22 protein-coding genes are annotated in these 24,744 nt (G+C 50.4%); 14 read left to right on the plus strand and 8 right to left on the minus strand.

Going from position 1 to position 24,744, the window contains the following annotated elements:
* The first annotated feature begins 104 nt into the window (after positions 1-104).
* The 5 genes from H2508_RS01065 to phoU are packed head-to-tail and all read left to right on the plus strand — an operon-like array spanning position 105 to position 4,418.
* Positions 105-1,094 (plus strand): PstS family phosphate ABC transporter substrate-binding protein, encoded by a 990-nt coding sequence (locus tag H2508_RS01065; protein WP_182168562.1) that lies wholly within the window; start codon positions 105-107, stop codon positions 1,092-1,094.
* A 43-nt stretch (positions 1,095-1,137) separates the two neighbouring features.
* Entirely contained in the window at positions 1,138-2,043 is a 906-nt protein-coding gene (pstC, locus tag H2508_RS01070; RefSeq protein WP_182168563.1) for a phosphate ABC transporter permease subunit PstC, read from the plus strand.
* Positions 2,043-2,936: a phosphate ABC transporter permease PstA gene (gene pstA, locus H2508_RS01075; protein ID WP_182168564.1), complete on the plus strand. Its 894-nt coding sequence runs from the start codon at positions 2,043-2,045 to the stop codon at positions 2,934-2,936. The genes pstC and pstA overlap by 1 nt, the downstream gene beginning before the upstream one ends.
* A gap of 11 nt (positions 2,937-2,947) precedes the next feature.
* A complete protein-coding gene (gene pstB / locus H2508_RS01080) occupies positions 2,948-3,727 on the plus strand; it encodes a phosphate ABC transporter ATP-binding protein PstB (protein ID WP_182168565.1) in 780 nt (259 codons plus the stop codon).
* Positions 3,728-3,755: 28 nt separating this feature from the next.
* Positions 3,756-4,418: a phosphate signaling complex protein PhoU gene (phoU, locus tag H2508_RS01085; protein WP_182168566.1), complete on the plus strand. Its 663-nt coding sequence runs from the start codon at positions 3,756-3,758 to the stop codon at positions 4,416-4,418.
* Positions 4,419-4,423: 5 nt separating this feature from the next.
* On the opposite strand, the gene H2508_RS01090 is transcribed toward phoU, so the two are convergent.
* Positions 4,424-5,611 carry a hypothetical protein gene (locus H2508_RS01090; RefSeq protein ID WP_182168567.1) on the minus strand — a complete coding sequence of 396 codons (1,188 nt, stop codon included), beginning with the start codon at positions 5,609-5,611 and terminating at the stop codon, positions 4,424-4,426.
* 254 nt (positions 5,612-5,865) lie between these two features.
* On the opposite strand from H2508_RS01090, the gene H2508_RS15205 reads away from it, so the two are divergent.
* From H2508_RS15205 to H2508_RS01110, 5 genes are all read left to right on the plus strand, one after another.
* Positions 5,866-6,111, plus strand: a complete 246-nt coding sequence (locus H2508_RS15205) for a DUF6868 family protein (RefSeq protein WP_328799277.1) — start codon at positions 5,866-5,868, stop codon at positions 6,109-6,111.
* A 271-nt stretch (positions 6,112-6,382) separates the two neighbouring features.
* On the plus strand, positions 6,383-6,760 hold the full coding sequence (locus tag H2508_RS01095) for a DUF4398 domain-containing protein (RefSeq protein WP_182168568.1): 378 nt from the start codon (positions 6,383-6,385) through the stop codon (positions 6,758-6,760).
* A gap of 14 nt (positions 6,761-6,774) precedes the next feature.
* Positions 6,775-7,674 carry an OmpA family protein gene (locus H2508_RS01100; RefSeq protein ID WP_182168569.1) on the plus strand — a complete coding sequence of 300 codons (900 nt, stop codon included), beginning with the start codon at positions 6,775-6,777 and terminating at the stop codon, positions 7,672-7,674.
* 215 nt (positions 7,675-7,889) lie between these two features.
* Positions 7,890-9,356, plus strand: coding sequence for an aldehyde dehydrogenase family protein (locus H2508_RS01105; RefSeq protein ID WP_182168570.1), 1,467 nt, complete (start codon positions 7,890-7,892; stop codon positions 9,354-9,356).
* Between the two features lie 155 nt (positions 9,357-9,511).
* Positions 9,512-11,113: a GMC family oxidoreductase gene (locus H2508_RS01110; RefSeq protein ID WP_182168571.1), complete on the plus strand. Its 1,602-nt coding sequence runs from the start codon at positions 9,512-9,514 to the stop codon at positions 11,111-11,113.
* Positions 11,114-11,157: 44 nt separating this feature from the next.
* On the opposite strand, the gene H2508_RS01115 is transcribed toward H2508_RS01110, so the two are convergent.
* The 6 genes from H2508_RS01115 to H2508_RS01140 all read right to left on the minus strand — a co-directional run bounded on the left by H2508_RS01115 (position 11,158) and on the right by H2508_RS01140 (position 19,700).
* Entirely contained in the window at positions 11,158-12,009 is an 852-nt protein-coding gene (locus H2508_RS01115; protein WP_182168572.1) for a universal stress protein, read from the minus strand.
* 10 nt (positions 12,010-12,019) lie between these two features.
* Positions 12,020-13,507: a SulP family inorganic anion transporter gene (locus H2508_RS01120; protein ID WP_182168573.1), complete on the minus strand. Its 1,488-nt coding sequence runs from the start codon at positions 13,505-13,507 to the stop codon at positions 12,020-12,022.
* 368 nt (positions 13,508-13,875) lie between these two features.
* Positions 13,876-16,029: an FAD-dependent oxidoreductase gene (locus tag H2508_RS01125; RefSeq protein ID WP_182168574.1), complete on the minus strand. Its 2,154-nt coding sequence runs from the start codon at positions 16,027-16,029 to the stop codon at positions 13,876-13,878.
* Positions 16,030-16,106: 77 nt separating this feature from the next.
* Positions 16,107-17,036, minus strand: a complete 930-nt coding sequence (locus H2508_RS01130) for a radical SAM protein (RefSeq protein WP_182168575.1) — start codon at positions 17,034-17,036, stop codon at positions 16,107-16,109.
* A gap of 347 nt (positions 17,037-17,383) precedes the next feature.
* Complete coding sequence (locus H2508_RS01135) at positions 17,384-18,637, minus strand: OmpP1/FadL family transporter (RefSeq protein WP_182168576.1); 1,254 nt, start codon at positions 18,635-18,637, stop codon at positions 17,384-17,386.
* Between the two features lie 214 nt (positions 18,638-18,851).
* The gene (locus H2508_RS01140; protein WP_182168577.1) at positions 18,852-19,700 is read right to left on the minus strand and encodes an SDR family NAD(P)-dependent oxidoreductase; all 849 of its coding nucleotides are present in this window, start codon (positions 19,698-19,700) and stop codon (positions 18,852-18,854) included.
* Between the two features lie 491 nt (positions 19,701-20,191).
* Here H2508_RS01140 and H2508_RS01145 point away from each other — a divergent pair, with 491 nt between their 5' ends.
* On the plus strand, positions 20,192-20,617 hold the full coding sequence (locus H2508_RS01145) for a nuclear transport factor 2 family protein (protein ID WP_182168578.1): 426 nt from the start codon (positions 20,192-20,194) through the stop codon (positions 20,615-20,617).
* 69 nt (positions 20,618-20,686) lie between these two features.
* Complete coding sequence (locus H2508_RS01150) at positions 20,687-21,589, plus strand: TIGR03619 family F420-dependent LLM class oxidoreductase (protein WP_182168579.1); 903 nt, start codon at positions 20,687-20,689, stop codon at positions 21,587-21,589.
* 236 nt (positions 21,590-21,825) lie between these two features.
* Here the strand turns inward: H2508_RS01150 and H2508_RS01155 are convergent, their stop codons facing one another.
* A complete protein-coding gene (locus H2508_RS01155) occupies positions 21,826-22,638 on the minus strand; it encodes a universal stress protein (RefSeq protein WP_182168580.1) in 813 nt (270 codons plus the stop codon).
* 188 nt (positions 22,639-22,826) lie between these two features.
* On the opposite strand from H2508_RS01155, the gene H2508_RS01160 reads away from it, so the two are divergent.
* Positions 22,827-23,630: a glucosaminidase domain-containing protein gene (locus H2508_RS01160; protein ID WP_182168581.1), complete on the plus strand. Its 804-nt coding sequence runs from the start codon at positions 22,827-22,829 to the stop codon at positions 23,628-23,630.
* Positions 23,630-24,688 (plus strand): polysaccharide deacetylase family protein, encoded by a 1,059-nt coding sequence (locus tag H2508_RS01165; protein WP_182168582.1) that lies wholly within the window; start codon positions 23,630-23,632, stop codon positions 24,686-24,688. The genes H2508_RS01160 and H2508_RS01165 overlap by 1 nt, the downstream gene beginning before the upstream one ends.
* Positions 24,689-24,744: the final 56 nt, after the last annotated feature.

Raw genomic sequence — 24,744 nt, forward strand, 5'->3', positions numbered from 1 at the left:
AGCAAGAATTAACTGCATATTTATATGTTCTTAATATTTAGCGACGACAATTAAGTCACTAAACAGACAGTTACATTACGTAAGTCACTAAGGAAAAGAGAATTATGTCATTTAAAAAGTTAGTTGGTTTGAGCGTATTAATGTCCTCAATCTCTGCAGCCACACTCAGCGCGACAGCCTATGCTAGTGAGCGGCTGACAGGCACTGTTTCATTGGATGGATCCAGTACTGTTTTCCCGGTGAGTGAAGCGGTTGCTGAGGAGTTTCTCGCAGTTCAGCCCAAAGTCAGGGTCACTGTTGGGGTGTCTGGAACGGGTGGTGGCTTTAAGAAGTTTCTTGCCGCTGAAACAGACATTAATAATGCCTCACGTCCAATTAAGGACAAAGAAATCAGCATCGCTAATGAGAAGGGGATTGAGTTTATCGAGCTGCCCGTGGCCTACGATGGCTTATCAGTCATTATTAATAAAGAAAATAGCTGGGTAGATAGCCTAAGTGTTGCCGAGCTCAAGCGCATATGGGAGCCCAATAGCACAGTAAAAACCTGGAGTGATATTCGCTCGAACTGGCCCGATCAAGAGATCCGTCTCTATGGCCCTGGCACCGACTCTGGAACCTTTGATTACTTCACCGAAACCATTAACGGCAAGTCCGGCATGTCGCGCCCCGACTATACGGCGAGCGAGGATGACAATGCCTTAGTGCAAGGCGTCAGTGGAGATATCAATGCTCTAGGCTACTTTGGCTTTGCTTATTACGCCGCTAATCAAGATAAGTTGAAAGTAGTGCCCATCGACGGCGGTAATGGCCCCGTTGCGCCCACCGCAATAACCATCAATAACGGGACCTATGAGCCTCTTTCACGCCCCGTATTCATCTACCTGCGCAAGCAAGCCCTTGGGCGTCCTGAAGTCAAAGCCTTTGTCGAATTTTATATCAATAAAGCTGGGGAGTTATCTACTGAGGTCGGCTATATCCCGCTGCCTGAGCAGACCTACGTTCGCGCAATGGAACGTATCACCCGGGGTGAGGCAGGTACTGCATATACTGCAGGGGCTGAGCCTAGCGTAGCTAACTTGCTGAGCGCTGAGTAAGGTTTGCTCAGTACTTAAGGCCACAAAGGATATCTTTCGAGTTATGGAAAAGATCGACATTAATGGCAAGGGTATCCGCTGGGGTGAGTTCCTGATTAAATCAGGACTCGCCCTCTGCACCTTGATATCCCTTATTACAACGCTGGTGATCATTGCGGTTCTAGCCAAGGAGTCTTTGGCATTTTTTGGCCATGTCTCACCAAGTGAATTTTTCTTCGGTACCCGCTGGGTGCCACTGCTAGAGCCTAGTTCTTACGGAGTTTTACCGCTTGTTTGGGGAACCTTGTTGGTCACCTTTGGCGCGGCAATTGTTGCCATCCCTGTTGGCTTAGCGAGTGCGGTGTATTTAAGTGAGTATGCCTCTGCCCGGGTTCGCTCGATAGTAAAGCCTGTATTGGAGTTATTAGCAGGTATTCCTACGGTGGTTTATGGCTTTTTTGCTCTGACCTTTATTACGCCGCTATTAAAAGTCCTAATCCCTAATTTACAAGTATTTAATGCTCTAAGTGCTGCCATTGTGGTTGGCATCATGATTTTACCGATGATTGCCACACTGAGTGATAATGCTTTGCGTGCAGTTCCCGACTCACTTCGCCAGGGCGCCTACGCTCTGGGTGCGACGTCTTATGAGGTCACCGCTAAGGTGGTGGTTCCGGCGGGTTTATCTGGCGTCATGGCTTCGTTTCTGTTGGCTATATCACGTGCGATTGGTGAAACCATGGCAGTGACTTTGGCTGCGGGTGCAACGCCCAACCTCTCGCTTAGCTTTTTGGAAAGCATTCAAACGATGACTGCTTATATTGTGCAGGTCAGCTTGGGCGATACTCCGGCCGGTGGCGTTGCCTATCAGACTCTGTTTGCAGTCGCTGCCTTACTGTTTTTGATTACCCTGCTATTGAATGCGCTATCGCAATATTTCTTGAATCGCTTTCGCGAGGTCTATGACTAGTGAATAAAAACTCAACACTTTACTGCCCCAAAAAAAGTGCTGCACAGCTTAGAAATCGGCAGCGTAAAGCTAAGTTATTTGCGCATTTTTGCGCTGCAGTTACCTGGGCTGGGGCCGCTTTGCTCTGTGTGCTCTTGTATCAGGTCTCTATGGACGGCTTCAAATGGCTGGACCTGCAGTTTTTTACTAGTTTCCCGTCACGCTTCCCTCATAAAGCAGGGATTAAGTCAGCTTTAGTTGGGACCTTGTGGCTAATTACTATGGTGGCCTTCATCGCGATTCCCATTGGCGTGGCAACGGCGCTTTATTTAGAGGAGTTTAGTCATAATGGCCGGGTCAATCGCTTGATTGAGCTCAATATTGCTAACTTGGCCGGTGTGCCATCTATTGTGTACGGCATTATTGGTTTGGCGATATTTGTGCGTGGCCTAGCATTAGAGCGGAGCCTGATCTCAGGCGCACTAACTATGAGTCTACTGATTTTGCCAGTCATTATTATTGCCAGCCGAGAGGCCATTAAAACGGTGCCAATGAGTATTCGACATGCAGCTTACTCACTCGGTGCTACACGCTGGCAAACAGCTTGGTCGCATGTTCTACCTGCATCATTTCCGGGCATTCTGACCGGTGTCATCCTGGCCCTTTCACGTGCAATTGGAGAGACAGCCCCATTAATCATGATTGGTGCACTGACCTATGTCGCCTTTTTGCCTGAGGGGCCTATGGACTCCTTCACTGTGATGCCGATACAAATCTATAACTGGGTTTCAAGGCCACAACAGGAGTTCCATGAACTGGCATCTGGCGCAATTATCGTACTGTTAGCTGTCCTGTTGATCATGAACGCTACAGCCATATTTATTAGACACAAAACGGAGCAAAAGCTTAAGTGATGTCCCGAACTATGAATGACAGAGAAATTTCAGGCTCTTCTGAGCAAGCTGTACTTAATCTGGATAAGGTCAGTATCAGCTACTCCGGTGTGGCAGCGGTGAAGAATGTGTCATTTCCCATCGCAAAGAACAAAGTGACTTCTATTATTGGTCCCTCCGGCTGTGGCAAAAGTACTTTACTGCGCTCGCTGAATCGTATGAATGACTTTATTCCAGAAGTTAGCATTGATGGGCAGATCAGCTTTGCCGGACAAAACCTTTACGCCGAGAAGGTGGATGCGGTTTCTGTGAGACGTCGTATAGGTATGGTCTTCCAAAAGCCCAACCCCTTCCCCAAATCCATATATAACAACATCGCTTGGGGGCCAAGGATTAACGGCTACGCTGGTTCAAGTGATGAATTGGTTGAGCAATCTTTAAAGCAAGCTGCACTGTGGGACGAAGTTAAAGACCGTTTAGATAGCTCGGCACTCAACTTATCAGGCGGGCAGCAGCAGCGACTCTGTATTGCACGAGCCCTTGCCATGGAGCCGGATATTCTACTTATGGACGAGCCTTGTTCAGCGCTTGATCCTATTTCTAGTGCCAGGATTGAAGATCTGATTTTTGAGCTTAAGTCCCAGTACACCATTGTGATTGTTACACACAATATGCAGCAAGCTGCACGGATATCGGATTACACCGCTTTTATGGAAATGGGTGATTTAATTGAGTTTGGCATTACTGATCAGTTGTTCACACGGCCCAAAAAACAGCGCACAGAAGATTATGTCACTGGCCGCTTTGGCTAAGCCTTAAACTATTATTTTCGAGGACATTATGTCACGTCACTTACAGAGAGATCTTGATCAGCTGAAGAAGGATATTCTTCTTTTAGGGAGCATGGTTGAGAAGTCGATTAATAATGCCGTGTTAGCGTTCCATGACCGAAGGCCCGAGTTATGTGAAGTCGTGTTCAGCGATGAGCTGCTGATTAATGATAAAGAGGTTGAGATAGAGCAAGAGTGCTTAAAAATCCTGGCACTGCATCAACCCGTAGCTGTGGATCTGCGATTTATCGTAGTCGTTTTGAAAGTGAATAATGACCTAGAACGTATCGGCGATTTCGCTGTCAATATCGCCAAGCGAGCTATATACCTATCAAGTAAAAGTCCCATTGCTTGTCCTAAAGACTTTAGTCATGGCATGTTCCAGCGTATCCAAACTATGGTGCGCGGCAGCTTGGATGCATTGGTTAAGCTGGATGTGGAGTTTGCTCGTAACGTTATCGCTATGGATAACGAAGTAGACCGTGTGAATCGTCAGATGTACGTGGAATTGCAGGCCTTAATGATGGAGGACCCATCTACCGTAGATAGAGCCATAGGGCTGCTATCGACCTCACGATACCTTGAAAGAATCGCTGACCTGGCAACAAATATTGCCGAGGAAGTTATCTTCATGGTTGAAGGTGAGGTCGTTCGACATAAAGAAGAAGTCTAACAGCTTTATTTATCTGGCAGGCTTATCGATGCGATCATCGCGTCGATGGCCTCTTGTACTTTGCTCTGCCTTTCAAGGGCATAGCCGCTCACTTCAATAGAGCAGTCTGCATTGCCTAACCAAACTTGGCGCAGCATTGCCGGACCTGAAAGTGACTCGATGTTTTTGATCTCTGATCCGGCTGGCAGCTTGCGCACTACAGCGAAGCCCTTGAAAGGACCGATGCTTAACTGATCTTTGCTGTGAAGAATCTTAGCGCCAGTGGTCTGGGTAAAGGGGTCCTTTAGTACTGAGTCTAAGGTTGTCGCAAGCGGCCTGTCGTAAATGAGCATGTCTAGGGCAGCTTCAGGTGCAGCGTGTGCCGACAGAGCGTTCCATGGCTCCGAGTCGCCATAGGGTCGCTCTGGGCCCTGGCGAATAAAGCGCGGAAGTAGCTTAATACCAAATAGTATCAGTGGTCCGTCATACTGTGATCTGACGGCTACCCGCCAGTCGGCTGGGATATCAAAATAGAGCCCGCTCCGCAGATGGCGAATCCGCTGAACACTGGCGGCAGGGTCAATGTGCTGGTCCTCATTCCCAGCCGTGCTTCTGTTACTCATGGTTTTGACGAAAGTACTTGCTACAGATAGTGATTCCTGACTTATGTTCCGTCGCCAGCTTTCGATCATTGATTTTGTAGCTTGGGGGTCAGTTTGACCATGGAAGCCAACATAGCGCCCATCTTCTGCTCTGTATTGTCCGGAAATCGTGTCGCGCCCTCCAGAGTGCACAAACTTCATCCAATAGACCGTATCACCCTGTATTTTTAGTGAGTACTTATCCAGTTGCTCGGGGGCCAGAGAGCGGATTAATTTATCGCCAAAGACGGATAGTAAACGTCGGTCTGTGATTGCATAACACCAGAGGCTAGCGCGGCGTCGCCAGCCTTGAAATAGCAAAAATGAGCCAAGCAGCATGGCGACAGTGGCTGGGGTATAGCGCGCCACCGGAGAGAGGTTTGGCGCCACTATAGAGCTTGCGAGTAGGCCACCTCCTAGGAGCAGCATCAGTGCCCCAATAGTGTGACTGAGCTTTGGCAGGCTGCCGGCACGGGGCTGATTTTGCCATAACACTAACTCGCCAGCCTCTAAGTGAGGGCCCAAGCGTGAGTCAATTTTATTAGGCTCTAAAGCGGCTAAACCTTTGTTCATCAGGAGTTCCTTTTCTACACAGTCGTGTTGAAGCTAAGGTTGAGCTTCAAGCCTTAGTTTGCACTCGTTAGTTTAGTGAATAATTAGGCCCTGCTATGCTATAGCTTGTCTTTTACTAGCGCGTCAATGTTTAGGCTTGTTTTTAGTTTATTAGTGCAGGGCTTTCTATGAGGCTCAGGTGCTTGAACTAGATTGAAATGCAAGTTTGTGAAAAGCGTCTAGTATGCTGTAGTAGGATAGAGAAAGGCTTAAAGATGACAGTTTCTCAATTGACAGCCCTATTGGGCTGGGCTTCCATAATTAATATTGCTTATCTATTGTTTGCGACCCTAGTGCTAATATTTATGAGGGATACGATATCGTCGATTCATGCGAAGTTGTTTAATTTTGATGATAAGGCCCTGAGCGAAAAGTATTTTGATTTTTTGAGTCTCTATAAGGTGATCACTCTGGTCTTGGTTGTTGCACCCTATTTGGCATTAAAAATAATGGCTTATTAGCTTAGTTAAGCAAGCCTTAATGAGTAGTGGTTAAGCAGTTCGTGCTTGCTGCCCGGCTTGCTAATTGACGCTTGATCTTTAGCTCATGGCTTCAGTGATGCTAGCGCGCTGCCCAAATCCCAGCTGGGTTGTTTAATTGCGCTTCACTGCTTAATGCCAATTGCTGCATATAGACAGTTAGCGCTTTTTAAGCCCAATTCTTATAAAATCACCAAGTGATATTAGTCGATTGCTATCGACTTGGATTTTGCTACTACAAGGAGTAACAAATATGAAGAAAAAAATTATGGCGCTTGTAGGGACGTCTGTGTTGTCAGTCTCCCTGCTGTCTGGCTGTGCATCATCTATTGAAAAGCCCACTCGTGAGCTGAGCAGGGCAGAGTCCTATATCGAAGTTGCACAGAGCAAAGGCGGCCAGCAGTACAGCACGGCGACATTGCAGCGTGCACGCGAGAAGTTGGCTGAAGCAAACAAAGCTGTAGCTAGCGGTGACAACAAGCGTGCTTTGATGCTGGCATCAGAAGCCGAGCTCGATGCTCAGTTGGCTGTGGCAGAAACGGATCGGGCGCAGGCAGAAGAAGCCTTGCGAGAAGTACAGGGCAGCCTCGAAACCCTGCGCCGTGAAACGAATCGCTCAGTGACTAACTGAAATAGGAGATCAATGTGAAAAACATCGTATCAACAGGTTTAACAGCGGGCTTAGTGCTTTTCTTAGGCGCATGTGCGAGTCAGCCAGAAAGTATTAATGAGCTGGATCAGGCTAAAGCGGCTGTAGCTAGTGCTAGTCAGCTTCCTTTGGCTTCCCAGGTTGCAGGCGCGCAACTCGAGAATGCCCGCAAGCAACTTCAGTTGTCCGAGTCAGTGCTGGCTAAGGGCGGTGATATTGAACAAGTGCGCAACCACGCCTATCTGGCTAGCCGCTACGCTGAAATCGTTCAGCAGCGCGCTGCAGAAAAAACGGCTCGTGATGCTATTGCTCGCACAGAGGCAGAGACCAACCGAGTATTGCTGACTGCTCGTACTGCTGAAGCTGAGCGCGCCAGACAGACTGCAACAGCACAAACACGTGAAGCAGAAGCAGCTCGCGCTGCCGCAGAAGCTGCTCGAGCAGAGGCTGCAGCTGCACTGGCAGAGGCCCGTGCTATGGAAGAGGAGCTAGCCGCCCTGCAAGCCGAGCGCACTGTGCGTGGCATTGTGCTGACCTTGGGCGATGTGCTGTTTGAGACCAACAAAGCTGAATTGCTGTCAGGTGCTTATAAGGCCATCGATCAGCTGACTGAGTTCATGAATGACAATCCTGAGCGTCGTCTGCTAATTGAGGGCCATACGGACTCTACCGGTGCTGCCTCTTATAACCAAGAGCTTTCTAAGCGTCGTGCTGATGCAGTACGCACATCGCTGATCGACCGTGGTATTTCTAGCACGCGCATGGAAACTCGTGGCCTAGGCCAGGATTATCCAGTAGCGAGTAACGATAACGCCGCAGGCCGTCAGCAAAACCGCCGAGTGGAAATTGTTATCTCAGACAAAAAAGGGGAATTCCCCGCCGCTGCAACGCGTTAATAGCGCTTGATCTCTTAGTCTTACTACCGGTGCACAGCAAGAACTTGTGCACCGGCTTAGTATAAGCTCTTTATACTTTCCTCTCTCCTGAAGACCTCTTCCCCTACCGCCTTAAGCCCCTGATGAAGTTCTCTGCTTATAGCAGTACTATGGATCTGAGTAGGCTAATACACTCTTAACCAGCCATAGCCAAGATATAAAGCGAGAATTAAGCCATGAGCGAAATCTATCAGGACTTTCATCTGCAACTATTGGCGGGGGAGTGGCGGGAAGGCTCCGGTGAAGAGTCCCGCCCTGTTCTAAACCCTTATTCTGGCGAAACTTTGCTTTCAATCCGCTCCTGCAGCATGGCCGATGTGGATCTGAGTTATCGTGCGGCTGCCAAGGCTCAGCTAGCTTGGGCTGAGACCTCCCCAGCCGAGCGATCAGCGCTCTTACATCGGGTGGTAGCTATTTTTGATCAGCGTAAAGAAGAAATTATTGATTGGCTGATTCGCGAGTCAGGCAGTACCCGCCTAAAGGCCACCATTGAATGGGGCAGTGCCCGTGGCATTACATTAGAAGCCGCTAGCATGCCTAGCAGAATGCATGGTGCCACCATGAGCAGTGATGTGCCGGGCAAAGACAACTATGTGTTTCGCAAGCCCTTGGGAGTGGTGGGCGTGATTAGCCCTTGGAACTTCCCGTTACACCTGTCACAGCGCTCGGTGGCTCCAGCACTGGCCTTGGGCAACGCAGTGGTGATTAAGCCGGCAAGCGATACGCCGATTACTGGCGGCTTGTTGCTGGGTCGAATCTTTGAGGAAGCGGGTTTGCCCGCGGGCTTGCTAAGTGTGGTGGTTGGGCCGGGATCGACCATTGGCGATGGTTTTGTCGCACACGCAGTTCCTTCGCTAATTTCTTTCACCGGTTCAACACCGGTGGGCAAGAGCATTGGCAAGATTGCTAGCAGCGGGCCTTACCTGAAGCGAGTTGCTTTAGAGTTAGGAGGCAATAGCCCCTTTGTGGTACTCGATGATGCAGATGTGGAGCAGGCCGTGAAAGCCGCGGTGTTCGGCAAGTTTTTACACCAAGGGCAAATCTGCATGGCGATTAACCGCATTATTGTCGATCAAACTATCTACGATCGCTTTGTTGAAAGCTTTGTTAGCCAGGTCAAGACCTTGCCGGTCGGAGACCCTGCCTTGATGGAAACCGCTATTGGCCCGATCATCAACAAGGCTCAGCTGGAGAGTTTGCAGAAGAAAATAAGCCAAGCTAAAGCACAGGCTGCAAGCGTCTTGCTGGAGGGCGAAATACAAGGACAGTTGCTATCCCCTTATATCTTTGGTGATGTGAGCGCCGATATGCAGATCAGTAGCGATGAAATTTTTGGCCCCTTAGTGGGTATTCATAAAGCACGAGATGAGCAACATGCACTGGAGTTAGCCAACGCCACGGAGTATGGCTTGTCCAGTGCGGTTTTCTCTGGTGATTTAGCACGAGGGCAGCGATTTGCCTCTAAGATCAAGGCCGGCATGGTCCATGTCAACGATATGCCAGTGAATGATGAGGCGCACATGCCCTTTGGCGGTGAGAAAAACTCCGGCCTAGGGCGCTTTAATGGCGATTGGGCGATCGAAGAGTTTTCCACTGTACAGTGGATGAGCGTGCAGCGAATTCCGAGGCACTACCCCTTCTAAAGTGCCCAAGCGGCTAGACCATCAATCTTGATCTTTGGTCGCTACGGGCATCTTAGAAAAGTGATGCCATAGGCAAATGGCTTATTCTAGATTTCATAAAAACAGTGCTCGTGATCTTTGCGAGACCAGCAAGCCAAGAGGTATAGACGAAAAGTATGCTACAGACTGAATATGATTTTATCGTGATAGGGGCGGGCTCTGCTGGCTGTGTATTAGCCAACCGCTTGTCCGCTGATCCGCAGAGCAAAGTCTTGCTACTCGAGGCAGGTGGGCCTGATAAAAGTCCCTTGATTCACATGCCGGCCGGCTTTTTTTTGATGCTGCAAGGCGGTATGTTCAGCTGGCACTATGAAACTGCGCCACAGAAGCATATGAATAATCGCGTGTTAAATGATGCGCGCGGTAAAGTACTGGGTGGTAGCAGCTCGATTAATGGCATGTGCTACAGCCGCGGCGCGCCAGAAATATTCGATCTCTGGGCTAGTGAAGGTAATTCTGGTTGGTCGTATTCGGAGGTCTTGCCTTATTTCAAGCGCGCTGAGAGCTATGAGCACGGTGAGTCAGAGTTTCACGGCGGCGACGGCCCCCTGCCGGTGACCCAGGCGAAGATCACTAACCCAGCACAGCAGGCCTGGTTAGAGGCGGCGCTGCAAGCAGGTTTTCCCTACAGCGACGACCACAATGGCGCTAAGCCAGAAGGCTTTGGACCCTCTGATCGTACTATTAAAAGAGGGCGCCGGGTCAGTACGGCAGCCGCTTATTTGAAGCCTATCCGCAAGCGTAAAAACCTCCACATAGAAACCAATGCACATGTCACTCAATTGCTCTTTGAGGGGCCGCGTGTTGTTGGGGCCCAATATCGTCAGGGCTCTGAAACAAAACAGGTTTATGCCTCGCGGGAAGTTATTTCCTGTGGTGGTACTTTCCAGTCGCCGCAGCTGCTAATGCTCTCAGGTATCGGAGGTGCGGATCACCTGCGTTCAGTTGGTATCAAGCCGCGGGTGGATCTAAAAGGCGTGGGACACAACCTGCACGACCATATCGGCACATCAGTGCAGATGACTTGTCCCTTGCCTGTCACCGACTACAAGCTAGTCAGCAGCCATTTCGCTAAAGTAAAAGCAGGCCTGCGCTATTTACTGACCCGCGGCGGGCCTTTAGCCAGTAATAGTACTGATGCTGTGGCGTATCTGCGTTCCGGTGCCACTGGCCACAATGAGTTGGACCTTAAATATTATTTAATACCCATGCTGACTGGGAATGGCGAAGCGATACAGGAACATGGTGTCAGCAATTTGGTCATTTTAACCCGGCCAGAAAGCCGTGGACAGATACAGTTGCGCTCTGCCGACCCCATGGATACACCAATCATTGATGCTAACTATCTGTCTGATCAACGCGATTTGGAAGCGCTGCGCCGGGGAGTGAGGGTGTCCCGCGACATTTTTTCTCAGTCGGCTTACGAGCCATACCGAGGTCGTGAATATTTGCCGGGAGAGCAGTGCAACAGCGATGGCGAGCTCGATGAGTTTTTTCGCAACACTTCTAGCGTCAACTATGAAGCTGTGGGGAGCTGTAAGATGGGGCATGATGAGCTTGCGGTAGTGAATGACAAGCTTCAGGTCTATGGTGTCGAGGGGCTGAGGGTGGTTGATGGCTCGGTCATGCCCAGAATTACCACCGGGGACCCTAGCGCGGCGATTATTATGATTGCCGAGAAGGCAGCCGATCTGATACTCGAGTCGGCTAGGGCTTAATGAGCCCTAGCCGAGTGAGTTGCCAGTTTTAGCAAGTTGAAATCTTAGCGTAAAACCACCAGGGGCAAGTGGCTGTTCTCAAGCATTTTTAGGGTGTTGCTGCCCAAGAATGCCTGTGCCAATTTAGAGCGTGAAAAGGCGCCCATGACCAGTAGCTCCACATTGTGCTTGGATTGGTAGTCGGTTAGCGAGTTGAAAATATTCCCCTCTAAGAAACTGGATTGAACCTCAAAGCCACTGTCGATCAGTAGTTTCTCGGTGTGCTTGAACTTGTCTAACAAGGCACTCTCACGGTTCTTTACCGTCACTAGGTGACAGCTCAAGTTGCGCAGTAAACCACCGTCGATGATACGCTTTACCGCCTTGTCAGCGGTTTCCCGGCCATCATAAGCCAGCATAAAGCTGTTCGGCTCTGAGAAGTTCTTGTTAGCGATCAGTACCGGTGTGTGCACCTGCCGAATGATCTGTTCTATATGGGAGCCTATGGCTTTGAAGTTCTTGCCGTGAGTCTCACCAGAGCGGCCAATGACGATCAGACGGGCATCGTCCTCAAGGTCGAATATCGCTTCTACAATATCGCTGTGGCGCTGGGTTTTTTCGATCGCTTTGCAGCCTTGCGCTTTGGCCAAGTGCGCGGCGTGTTCGAGCATGTTTTTGCCCGCCTCTAATGCCAGCTTGCTGCGACGCTCATCCAGAGAGGCCATTTCCTGTAGGAGTGATGAGTGGGCGCCAAGGCCGATGGCGCCGCTCAAGTCATCTATGTTGCCGGTGTACTGCTTTTCAATGGCGTGCAAAAACAGGAGGGTTTTATCCAGTTTTTTAGCGGCCCAAATACCCGCCTTACACACTGCGTCGGCATACACCGAACCATCCACACATGTAATTATCTTTTTCATTGTCCTCTCCTTAGTGGCCGCCAATCAGCTTTTCAACTTCTTGGGGGTTATTGTGGACGCCAAATTTATCGACAATGGTCTCGGTAGCCTTACTCATGCCGATCACCTCCACATCTGCACCTTCGCGCCGGAACTTAATTACCACTTTATCAAGAGAAGACACCGCAGTGATATCCCAAAAATAGGCTTGAGACAGATCAATCACGACCTTATCAACCGCTTCCTTCAAGTCAAATGACTCAATAAATTGCTCCGAGGAGGCAAAGAATACTTGGCCTATGACCTTGTAAACCCGAACTCCTTCCTCAGCTTGCTCGGATTTGACCACCATGAAGCGAGCAATCTTGTTGGCGAAGAACAAGGTTGCCAGTAACACACCTACTAATACGCCAAGGGCTAAGTTATGGGTGGCAACAACGACGATTACCGTTGATATCATGACGATATTGGTTGAGAGGGGGTGTTTCTTGAGGTCTCTCACCGAAGCCCACGAGAAGGTACCGATTGAAACCATAATCATCACTGCGACCAGTGCCGCCATTGGGATTTGCTGCAGCCATTCATCGAGGAACACCACCATAATGATCAGGAAGCTACCTGCAGTAAAGGTGGATAGTCGCCCGCGACCACCGGATTTGACGTTGATAATAGACTGGCCAATCATTGCACAGCCAGCCATGCCACCCATCAAACCGGCACCGATGTTGGCAATACCCTGACCTTTACACTCTTGGTCGCGATCACTTTTGGTATCGGTTAAATCATCCACGATGGTGGCTGTCATCATGGTCTCAAGCAAGCCAACCACCGCCAGACCTATCGAGTAGGGCAGAATGATCATCAGGGTTTCGAGGTTGAGCGGTACATCAGGCCACAGGAAAATAGGCAGGGTATCAGGTAGCTCACCCATATCACTTACAGTGCGAATATCGAGTCCTAAGATGATGGCAACGATAGTTAAAGTGACAATACAGACTAAGGGAGAGGGGATTGTTTTGCCCACCACCGGTACATAGGGGAAGAGGTAGATAATTCCCAGGCCAGCCGCTGTCATGGCGTAGACATGCCAAGTGACGTTAGTTAATTCGGGCAGCTGCGCCATAAAGATCAAAATAGCGAGTGCGTTAACAAAGCCGGTTACCACCGAGCGAGATACAAAGCGCATTAAAGCGCCGAGCCGCAAATAGCCCGCTAAGATTTGAAATACACCCGTTAGCAGAGTGGCTGCTAGCAGATACTCTAAGCCGTGCTCTCTGACGAGGGTGACCATTAAAAGTGCCATGGCACCCGTTGCCGCTGAGATCATTCCCGGCCGACCGCCAACGAACGCAATGATGACAGCGATACAAAACGAGGCGTATAAGCCAACCTTAGGATCTACACCCGCAATGATCGAGAAGGCGATGGCCTCAGGGATCAAGGCTAGGGCAACCACAATACCTGCGAGCAGGTCCCCACGTATGTTGGAGAACCACTCATGTTTCATTTTTTCAAGCATAGAAAATCCTGTATATAGTTAGCAATAACGACATATGCAGCTTTGGACTGGTCCAGTCTTTGGGGGGATAGCTACAGAATTTGCGTTTGTATGAGTGTAAAAACACTTATCGCTACACGCGTACCAAGTCTGTTGACAGTGTCGCTAGAAGGTAGGCACTTCGTTTGCCGAGAGAGGGTTTATGGCGGCGCAGTAAACAAAGTGATTGGCCTTCAAGCAGAGTGAAATTGACGCCGTTTATACAGGAAATTGCCTTACAATAAAACCGCAATGCGACCTATTTGGCCCTTATTCAGAGCCTAGTTGTGCCTAATTGACGGCGAAATGCTGCGATAAGTTAGCAAGTTGCTGCATGCTCGATTGCCCACTCATTTGCGCTGCCAGCGATGATAACGCTCTACAATCTTTAACAGTCCTTGCGGTGCATGAGCTTTCTTCCACTCCCCAGCGGCAAATTTATTGGCTTCTGCAAGGGTGGGGTAGATATGGATAGTGCCGAGAATTTTATTCAGGCCAAGTCCGTGTTTCATTGCCAAGATGTATTCGGCAATTAGGTCACCGGCGTGATTAGCCACAATAGTCACGCCCAAGATGCGGTCTGAGCCCGGAACTGTCAGCACTTTGACGAAGCCTTCCGCGTTGCCATCGACAATAGCGCGGTCTAAATCATCGATGTCATAGCGGGTCACTTCAAACTTTATGCCCTGTGCAGTGGCGTCTTTTTCGTTGAGTCCTACTCGTGCCACTTCTGGGCTGGTAAAGGTGCACCAGGGGATCACTGAATAGTCCACCCGAAACTTTTTGAAACGCCCGAACAAGGCATTAACTGCGGCATACCAAGCTTGGTGCGCTGCGGTATGGGTAAACTGGTAGGGACCGGCGACATCGCCGACAGCGTAAATGTTCGGTAAGCGGGTCTGCAGGAAATCGTTGAGGGCAATAGTGCCGTTGTCTTTGATCCCTATATCTAAGGTATCAAGACCTAGCTTGTCGGTATTGGCTTGGCGCCCGACTGCGATCATTAGCTGATCAAATACTAGGCGCAGGCTTTGGCCTTGATGATCGGCATATAGTACTTTCTCGCCGTCCTCGACGGCCACGCGCTGTCCCAGGTGCTTCACCAGCACTTCGACGCCGTCTCGGCGCAGAGCATTGGCTACTAGCTCGGCGGCATCATCATCTTCCCGTGGCAAAACCTGAGCTGAGCGCTGTAGCAGAGTAACTTGACTGCCCAAACGTGCGAAGGACTGGGCCAGCTCGCAGCCGATCGGGCCTCCGCCGAGAATCAACAGACGGTCTGGCTGGTGGCGGATTTCCCACAAGCTTTCGGTAGTGAGGTAGTCGATTTGCTCCAGCCCAGGCAAGGCAGGTATACGTGGGCTGGCGCCAGTGGCAATGATGATGTTGCGGGCGCTCAAGGTCTGTTGGCCTTCGCTATTGCTGATTTCAACTTCCCAGGGTGAAATCAGCCGTGCAGTCCCTTGGCGGCAATCAACGCCCAGCGCGCTGTAGCGCTCCACTGAATCGTGGGGCTCGATGGTTTTGATTACCTGCTGAATTCTATTCATAACAGCATCGAAATCAGCCTCAGGGTTCAAGGGCTTTAGGCCGTAGTCCGGAGCATGCTTAGCTAAGGAGGCCACTTGGGCACTTTTAATTAAAGCTTTTGATGGCACGCAGCCAGTGTTGAGACAGTCGCCGCCCATGCGCTCTTGCTCTACCAAAGTAACGCCAGCTTTGACGGTGGCCGCGATATAGGCACTGACTAAGCCGCCAGAGCCGGCCCCGATCACAATGAGGTTGCGGTCAAAGTGTTTGGGTTTTGTCCAGCCCCGATAAACCTTAGCTCGCTGCAAAGGTGCCAGAATGGCGCGGGCGAGCCAGGGGAATACACCGAGCAGCACAAAGCCTCCAATTAAGCTGGGAGAGAGGATATCTCCGGGGCTACTGAGCTGCGCCACTTGGGTGCCAGCATTAACATATACAGCGGTACCCGCGAGCATACCCAGCTGGCTGACCCAGTAAAAGGTCCAGGTCTTAAGTGGCGTCAAGGCCATCACTAGATTGATTAGAAAAAATGGGAATACGGGCACTAAACGCAGCGTAAATAAATAGAAGGCCCCGTCTTTTTCAATGCCTTGATTAAAGGTTTTTAGCCGATCACCAAAGCGCTGTTGCACAGTGTCGCGTAATAGGTATCGGGCTACTAAAAAGGCTAGGGTGGCGCCAAGGCTTGATGCAAAAGAGACCAGCAGCAAGCCGGTGCTAAAACCGAACACAGCACCGCCGGCAAGGGTCATGATCACCGCGCCGGGTATCGATAGGGCGGTGACGGCGATATAAATCAATAGAAATAGCAGCCAACTCAGCACTGGCTTATCGCTGTAGTAGCTTTGTAGGTTGTCGATCTGCTGTTGCAGAAAAGCCAGGCTTAAATAACGCCCGAGGTCGAGTAAGAAAAAGAGAGCAACTGCGCTAAGCCCCGCGACGACAATAAGTAGCTTTTTATAGACTGGTTGCACCTGATATTCCTTTTTAAGCTAAGGGCGAGATAGTTACCGCCCTAGCTATGGCCTATGGCGGCTAATTTAAGCGGTTTTTATTCTTCGCTGCAGGACGCGCCGTATTTGAAACAGCTGTAACAGCGGTGGTGGCTGAGCATGACCTGCGCTGCGAGGCTTTCACGCAGGCTGCCACCGAGGTCGTAGTCACTGTCGTCGTCCACCAAAGTGCAGGCGTAGACTCTGCTTTGGCCGTCCTTCTTCACCACCATACGGCTGAAAGCGCACATAAAATCGGCGCGGCTTTGCACCGAATGGTAGGTGGTCATACAGTGCTCGGTAATCTCTGGGGTCTGTACTTGACTATTGGGTGGAGCAAAGTCTGGGAAGGAGACCAGCGCTAAGTCCTCCGGTAGGCCATATTCACGCAGGTGCTTGCGGAAGCTTGCCTCTACCGCGGGCGTGTCCTCCTCGGGCTCCCACTGCCGTGCCAGAGACACTTTAAAGCCTAAGTCGTATAAGGCTTTCATGCTAGCCAAGGCTTCATTAAATGTACCTGGCCCGCGACCGGCTTCGTGCCGTTCGGGCTCTGGATAGTCGATGCTGATACGGAAACGGATGGGCTGCGCTGCCTCTATCAAAGGGGCAATTTGATCCAGTCGCTGGCGCAAGGGTGCAGTACCGTTAGTCAGTACGAGGCAAGGCCTGTGCTGGGCAGCGTAGGCTAAAATGTTGTGCATATCACGGGCAACAAAAGGCTCACCGCCAGTAAAGGAAAAGTTTTCTACGCCCAGCTGAAGGGCTTCATCAATAAAGGGTTTAACGTCTGCCAGAGTCATTAATTGAAGTCGGTCATCGCCAGGCTTTGAGCCTTCAAGACAAAATGGGCAGGCCAAGTTGCAAGCAGTGCCAGTATTGAACCATAGCTCCCGCAAGCGCTGTGTTTCAATATAGCCGCGGGGCTCTCCCCTAGGAGTATAGCGCCGGTTTTGTTGGCGGCTGATATCGGTGATTTCAATGAGTTCCATCAGTAGTGATTCTCTATGTTGGCATTGGCTAGAGCAATGTCTTGGCCTTGGTCCCTAGCTTGCAGCTGAGTGCTATAGATACTTTTCACCCAGTTCTGCCACTAGCTTTATTGTAGAGCAGTGTATGGGATTGGCGGTGGGGGCACTAACTTTTACTAATGGCTTAGGTGCTGCAATCCTAATTTGCCATAATTGATACAGCAAATTTCTTAGCTTGAACTTGAGTAGATTAGAATTGCAGCCAGAGCTGGCTGCTTAATCTGTTACTGCTCTGTGTTTGGGTGTTTAGTTTGAAATGGAAAGTGGCCGCCTTAGATGATGACAGCCACTGTAGACAGCTGCGCAGTTTAGAGTTTCCAGCCGATGCTAATCGATGCGCCGATTTGCTTCATCTCTAACTCAATGGTCTGGCCAGGAGCCAAGGGGTTGGCTCCTGAAACACTCTTAGCAGGGGAGTAAAAGAGCATGCCAGACAGTTCTAGCTTGTCGGATAGATGGCGGGTGAAACCACCGCTGAAGTGCCACTCTTGAACGCCCGGCGCTAAAATATTGAATAGCACGTCTTCATCAGAAATCGGGTTTTCTCCGTAGCTCAAGCCTGCTCGCCAGACCTGTTTGGAGCTCTGTTGCCATTGCCAGCCGAGCTTAACGATGGTCATGTCATCCCAGCCAAAGCCGGCACCCTTGTCATCACCAAGAGCAGCGCTCATCAGATTGGGCAGCAGTGGGTTGCCGACACTGTTGATTTCGCTATAACGAATATGCTGAACATCAAGCAGGAGCCAGTGGTCACTGATGCCTGACCAAGCAAGTCCCAGATTGAACATCTGCGGAATATCGAAGTCGCCCTGTTCGGCAAACAGACCTCGATATTTATCAAACTCATCCATTTCTAGAATGTAGCGCCAGCTGGCACCAGCCCTTAGGGTCTCGCTAATTTCGCCCTGCCAGCCGAGCTGGAAGCCATAGCCCCAGGCTTCATCACTGCCATTGTTGCTCAGTGAATCTGGTGCTGAAGAGAAGGCTGCGAAATTTTGCAGCCCCTTTGCCTCAAAGCGCTGGTAAGCAATGATCGGTGCAATGCCGACAGCGTGTTTGTCAGAAACTTTCCAAGTCCAAGTCGGCGCAATGAAAAGTTGTTCTAAGTTCACGCCAGTGCGGCCACCGTAAAAGGGGCCGCCATTGCTAGCAGGATAATCAGTATTCATACCGCCATTGGCATAAACTGAGACGCCAAAGGTAGTGTTCTCTGAAATTTGATTGTTATAACCAAAATGGGGAATAACAAAGCCTTCTCGGCTGCTTTCATAGGTTCCTGGCTGCAGAGAGAAAGCAGGGGGCGGGGGCATTGCGCCGTTCACGGAATACTCTCGGCGAGGAGAAAACACTTCGAAGCCAGCGTCAACACGGTCACCAATAAAAGCCATACCAGCAGGGTTAGTTGCGGCTGCTATGCTGTCTTGCGCCAAGGCGGTTCCGGTACCGGCCATTCCTTTGTTGATAGTGCTGTAGCCGTGGCTGAGATAGCCATTGGTGGCATGGGCGGCGATTGGCATTAGTTGTGTCAAGGCGGCGAGCCCCAAGGTGCTGATAATTCTCATAAAAGTATCCAGTTCAAGAGATGTCGTGCTGTTGTTGCTGCACCTTGTACAGGAATAGCGTTGATATAAAAAGTAACGAATATTGATATGGTTATAACGAAACTTGATATGGATACTGCCTGGCTCTTACAAAGCTGTTTCCTTGCCCTCATCAAGACGATGAGATCAGTTAGCGATCCTTTCTGGCTTGCTAAGGGCAGGTGGCCGTGTACAGCTACTCAAAATCAATTTTAGTTTCTGTTGCTGGAAGATCCTGCTGCTCGATCTCCTCATAGCGCATCTTGAGTAAGGGCATGAACGCGGTATCGGGGATCAGCCAGAATTGGCCAGCTTCGATACCTTTAAAAACTAATACGGCAAATTCGTCGGGCGATAGTCCCGCTGCTATATGGTTGGCAAGGGCTTCGTGGAATTGCTGCTCGGACTCGCCTAGTTTTACCTGTTGCTCCGCCGGTCGCAGGCGCTCAGAGCGCCAGATGCCTGTATCCACTTCTGACGGGCATAGCACCGAAGCTTTCACCTCGCCAGGCTCTTGCGCCAATTCTCTATAGAGGCTTTCAGTGAGTGCCACTACGGCGTGCTTGACGCTCTGGTATGGGCCCATAAAAGTCCCTCCACCCAGTAAGCCACCGATGGAGGCCGTGTTGATTACCCGTGCTGGCTCGCCTTGTTGCAACATGCGCGGCACAAAGTGATGCAGACCGTGCACTACCCCCATTAAATTGACATCGATAATCCAGCGCCAGTCCTGCAGCGGTCGCTCCCAGCATTTACCATCCACCAATACTCCAGCGTTGTTGAATAGTAAGTGAACTTTGCCATGCTCCGCGTACACCCACTCGGCAAAATCCGCTACCGCATCGGCATCACTGACATCTAAAACACGGGTGCTGAGTTGGCCTTTAGTCTTTGCTGCATGCTTAGCTAAATCTTGTAAACCAGCCTCGTCGATGTCGCCGCAAACGACTTTCATGCCGCGCTGTAGTGCGTGGCGGGCAAGTCCAGCGCCGATACCGCTGCCAGCCCCAGTAATGACGCAGACGCGTCCTGTCCAATCTGTCATATAAACCCCTTGTTATGTGTCGGTTGCCAGCGAAGTTGAAAACCTAGTCAGTAGAGCTGTGCTACCACAAGCTGAAGCTCAAATAGCACAGCTATCCTACTGCAGCATAAAAGCTCTCTAGGTATTATGCTGCGAGTCTCTTAGAGTTGCACAGCTTTGTTGCTGTGGATGACTACCCTATCTGCACTAGCAGTACAAGCGCTTTTAAACTACGACGAGTCGAGGGTGCTGCTTCATTTGTTGCCTGCACACTAAGTCTTAGCGACGCAGCAATAGCGGCCCAGGTAAACCCATAGTTGTGCTTACATCATCACTGGAAAAAACAGTGCAGCTACAATCTAATATGCCGGCATGTCACTTGATAAAATGACGTTCTTAAGCTTATGCTTGCTAGCTTATATTTATTGGTGGGAGCATGAAGGCTGGACTGTCATAACAGTGCACTCGCGAGTTGCTGCTTGCCAAACATTCACAATAAGAGACTTTAGTCTATGAATATTGATGTCCTATTAAATGCCCCAAAACACCCTGCCAGAGACGCATCGATCAGTTCAATGCGCAATGTTTTAGCAGGCGACCGCGAAGCTTGGATCGACTTGTTTGCTGACGATGCAGTGATTGAAGATCCGGTTGGCCCTTCCCCCTACGACCCCGAAGGTCGTGGCCACCATGGCAAAGAGACGGTTGCGGCGTTTTGGGACAACATCGTCTCTCAAGTGACTATTCAGCCAAATATTCGCCAATCCATTGCATGTGGAAACGAGTGCCTTAACGGAGGCATCTTTATTTTGAAAGCGGCCGATGGCTCGGTGACTTGGATTGACATGGTCATCAATTATGCCGTTGATGAGCATGGCAAGATTAAAAACCTGCGCGCATTTTGGGAGTTCGATCAGCTTGAGGCCAACAAGGTCTAAAACGGGCTGCTAGGCAATCGATCAAAAGCGGCAGCTTGGTGAAAGAGGCCGCTGTGAAGAGACTATATAATGAAATTCTGGCTTTCCTTAACCACTATTCCTGAGACCGATCAGTATCTAGCATTGGCTCGTGAAGCCGAGGCCTTAGGCTTTCATGGCCTAACACTGGCCGATCACCTCGTGTTTCCAGCGCAGTACGACAGTAAGTACCCCTATACCGATGACGGCGAGTTTTGGATTCCCTCCGATACGCCTTGGCCTGACCCTTGGATTGTGATGAGCTCGATGGCCGCGGTCACCAACAAGTTGCAGTTCGCGACTAATATCTATTTGGCCGCCTTGCGAGATCCCTTTACGGTGGCCCGATCTGTGGGTACTGCGGCTGTCATGAGTGGCAACCGGATGACTTGTGGGGTCTCTGTTGGCTGGCTGAAGGAAGAGTACGATATCGTCGGTGTAGATTTTAGAACCCGTGGCAAGCGGATGGATGAGCTGCTGCAGGTGGTGCGCCTTTTGCTGACAGGAGAAGAAGTCAACTATGACGGGGATTTCTTTAATATCCACAACGCCATGATGCACCCTGCACCGACAGCGCCAGTAAAGTTTTGGAGTGGCGGCGCTGCTAAGCTTGCCTTGCGTCGAGCTGCCTCCCAAGACGGCTGGCTGGGTCTACCTTTAACACGTGAATTGGCTAAGCCGATATGTGATCAATTGCTGGCTTTCAGGCAGGAAATGAAAAAGCCCGCTGAAGGTTTTGCTATTGCGATAGCTCCTTTAGAGCCCTATAGCGATGAGATTTTGCGCGACTTTAGCGCGATGGGGGTCACTGAGATGATGGTGATGTCACCTTGGATGCCAAGCCCCTGGGGGGAGTCTGTATACCTCGACAAAGGTGATGATGTCAGAGATTTGGAGGTCAAAATCAAGACGATGCGTCGTTTTGCCGAGGATGTACTGGCTAAGTTTGCATGAGTGCATGGTCTGAGGGCATCTACGGCCATTACCTTACAAGCTTTGATTCGCAAAGGGGCTGCGAGTCAATTCAGGCATAATGTTTGTGGCACTTTAGATGCCAGTGCTCTGCCCCTTAAGCCGTGAAGCTAAGGGGCAGAGGCTAGGCGGCTACATGCATTTTTTAATTGATCTTAGAACGCCTAACTATTAGTGCTCAAACAGCAGGCAGCGGCGTGGCCCTAAGCGATAAGCGCTTAGGGCAGCACCAGAAGGTCGCACTCTAGCTGGTCCAGCACTTTTTCCGCAGCGTTATTGTTGATCATCGCCGACAAGCCCGAGCGTGATGAGCTGCCCATTATGACTAAGCCTGCGCCAACATCTTTAGCAGTTTTTGTGATTGCCGTATCAGCTTCGTCCATCACGATGTGGATCTGATCACTAGGCACACCACAAGCGCGTACCAGCGAGCCTCGATCTGGTCGGTTGGCGAGTTTTTGATAGGCACTGACGTAGTGCACATTAGCTTCGCCTTGCTCAAATAACTCGCGAGATATAGCTAGGATTTTTTCATTAAGTGCACGGTAGGCATCTTCATCGCTGCGAGGATCCAAAGCGGCCAGGATCGTATCGGCGTTGTTGTTGCCTTCGCCCTTAACCAGCAGTACAGGGCAAGTACATTCTCTGATGAGCGTCCAGTCGGAGGTTCTCTTGAGGCGTCGACGAGCATTGGAATAGGTGCGCGAGGCTTTTACCACGGCGCCAACTTGGTGGCGCAGTGCAGCGCGCACCACTGCTTGATACCAGTCGCTGTCCCATTCGACTTCTATCGCTACCGTTACGCCTTTATCTCGTAGGCTGGCTACAGCACTGTTGAGAACCTCCTGTTGTGCTGTGATCCGCTTCTTAATTTCAGCAGCCCGAGTATCCTTGCGCGGCAGGTCTTCATAGATACAACAAAAAACGCTCAACTCGGCCTTAGTGCTTTCTGCGAGCTTAATCATCCGAGTCAGGGCCGGTTGGGCCTCTTGAGTGGGGTCATATACGACTAGATATTTCGTGGTGCTCATACAATACCTCAGTTATTTTTGCTAGTTTTTTGTTATGTGCCATTATCGCCATTTTTTGGTCTGCATATCTATAGCTAGGGCCTTTTTATGACTACAAAATATAAGCGCAGTAGTTTTTTGCATAGCGCTGCGGATACGCGATAATCACCCTTAGTGAGCGTCCAAGATAGAGGAGTTCAGCGCTAGCTATGCCATTGATTAAATCAGTCCGCCAAATCCCTAAAGAACGCCGTATTTTGCTTTATCTATTCCTAATTGCTCTGTTTTTGCTAGTTCTATGGCAAAGACCTTGGCTTGAGCGCTCTAATTTCGCTGCGTTGCCGGATTTTAGCGCCATTGAAGATGTGACGGAGATGAAGCAAGCTTTTTACAGCTATCTGACGCCGATAATTGAGCATCATAATGAAAGTATTCAACAACAGCGTGCGCGGCTGCTTGTTTTACAGAAGAAGCGCGCCGATGGTCGCTCACTATCCATGTTGGATAGGCGTTGGCTGCGCAAATTGTCGGTGCAATATGAGCTAGAGTGGGGCGCTGCTGAGGCTCAGGATGCCTTGTTGGAGAAGTTGCTGCTGCGGGTTGATACGATTCCATTGGATTTGGCCCTGGTGCAAGCTGCTAAAGAGTCAGCTTGGGGCCGCTCACGTTTCGCAGTAGAGGCTAATAATCTCTTCGGGCAGTGGTGCTATATCGAAGGCTGCGGCATAGTCCCTAATAATCGCCCTGCGGGTGCACATCACGAAGTGGAAGCCTTTAGCTCTGTCTCAGAGGCCATACGCCGCTATATGAATAATCTTAATACCCATCCGAGTTATGCAGGTTTTCGTCATCTGCGCTTGGCATTACGAGAGGCCGAAAAACCGCTAGCGGGCATGGCCTTAGCCAAAACACTGAGTTTTTACTCTGAGCGCCGCTCTGAGTATGTGGATGATATTCGCAGCATGATTGCCCAGTATCAACGCCTACAAAGCGAACAGGGGGGCAGCTCCTAATGCGCTTCCTACTGGCATTGTTATTGAGTGGCGTCGTATTGAGCGCAAGTGCAGATCACGCTGTGATTTTGATGTACCACCATGTCGATGAGAACACTCCTGCCAGCACCAGTGTTAGGCCTGAGCAGTTCAGGCGGCAGCTCGACTATATTCAAGAGAATGGCTTTGTCGTGATGCCATTAAAAGAACTGCTTGACGCTATATACGGTGGCGGCGAAGTTCCAGAAAACGCCGTTGCTATTACTTTTGACGATGCCTATGAATCTGTTCATCGAGTGGCTTTGCCCGAGCTCGTGTCGCGCGCTATGCCCTTTACCGTGTTCGTGGCCACCAAAGCGGTAGAGCGTGGATACGATGGCAGCATGTCTTGGCAAGATTTAGCAGAGCTCGCCGACTCTGGTCTGGCTACCTTTGGTGCTCATTCTATTAGCCATGAACATCTGCTGCGCGGCAGTGAGACAGGTGTCACAGATGATTGGACTAAGCGTGTTAGCGCCGAGATAGATCACAGCGCCGCAGTACTAAAGCAGAAGTTTGCTGAATTATTCGTGCCGGCCTTTGCTTACCCATTTGGTGAATATTCGCCGGCACTGCAAGCCCTTGTTGAGGCACGTAATTACTATGGTTTAGCGCAGCAGTCCGGAGCCCTTGGAGCTAGCACTGCAACTACCGAAATCCCTCGCTTTCCTATGGCTCAGTCTTACGACAGCCTAGAGAGGTTGGCCATGGCACTCAATACACGGCCCCTGCCCGTAGCCGATGTTCAGGCGGGTCAGATGTTCATTGCTGATATCAGTGCAGCGCCTCAAGAACTGCGCTTTACCCTCACTGCTGATGGTCCCTACCGAAGGGAGCAGCTAGCCTGCTACAGCTCAACAGGTGAGGCCTTGGCGCTGACCCGGGAGGCGGCGCAGTTTACCGTTGCATTACCGCCGTTTCGTGCAGGGCGAAATAAGGTTAACTGTACTGCGCCATCGACGGAGCGCGGAGCTGAGTTTTTCTGGTATGCCCGTCAGTGGGTGCTAGCAGACGATGAGGGCCGCTGGCTCAAGTATTGATGCGTCCCCGTGATTACTACTGGCAGCAGAGCCTAGCCTTGAAGGCCATTTCCACT

This window comes from Sediminihaliea albiluteola, from assembly GCF_014077625.1.
In the GTDB taxonomy this organism is placed as follows: Bacteria; Pseudomonadota; Gammaproteobacteria; order Pseudomonadales; family Halieaceae; genus Sediminihaliea; species Sediminihaliea albiluteola.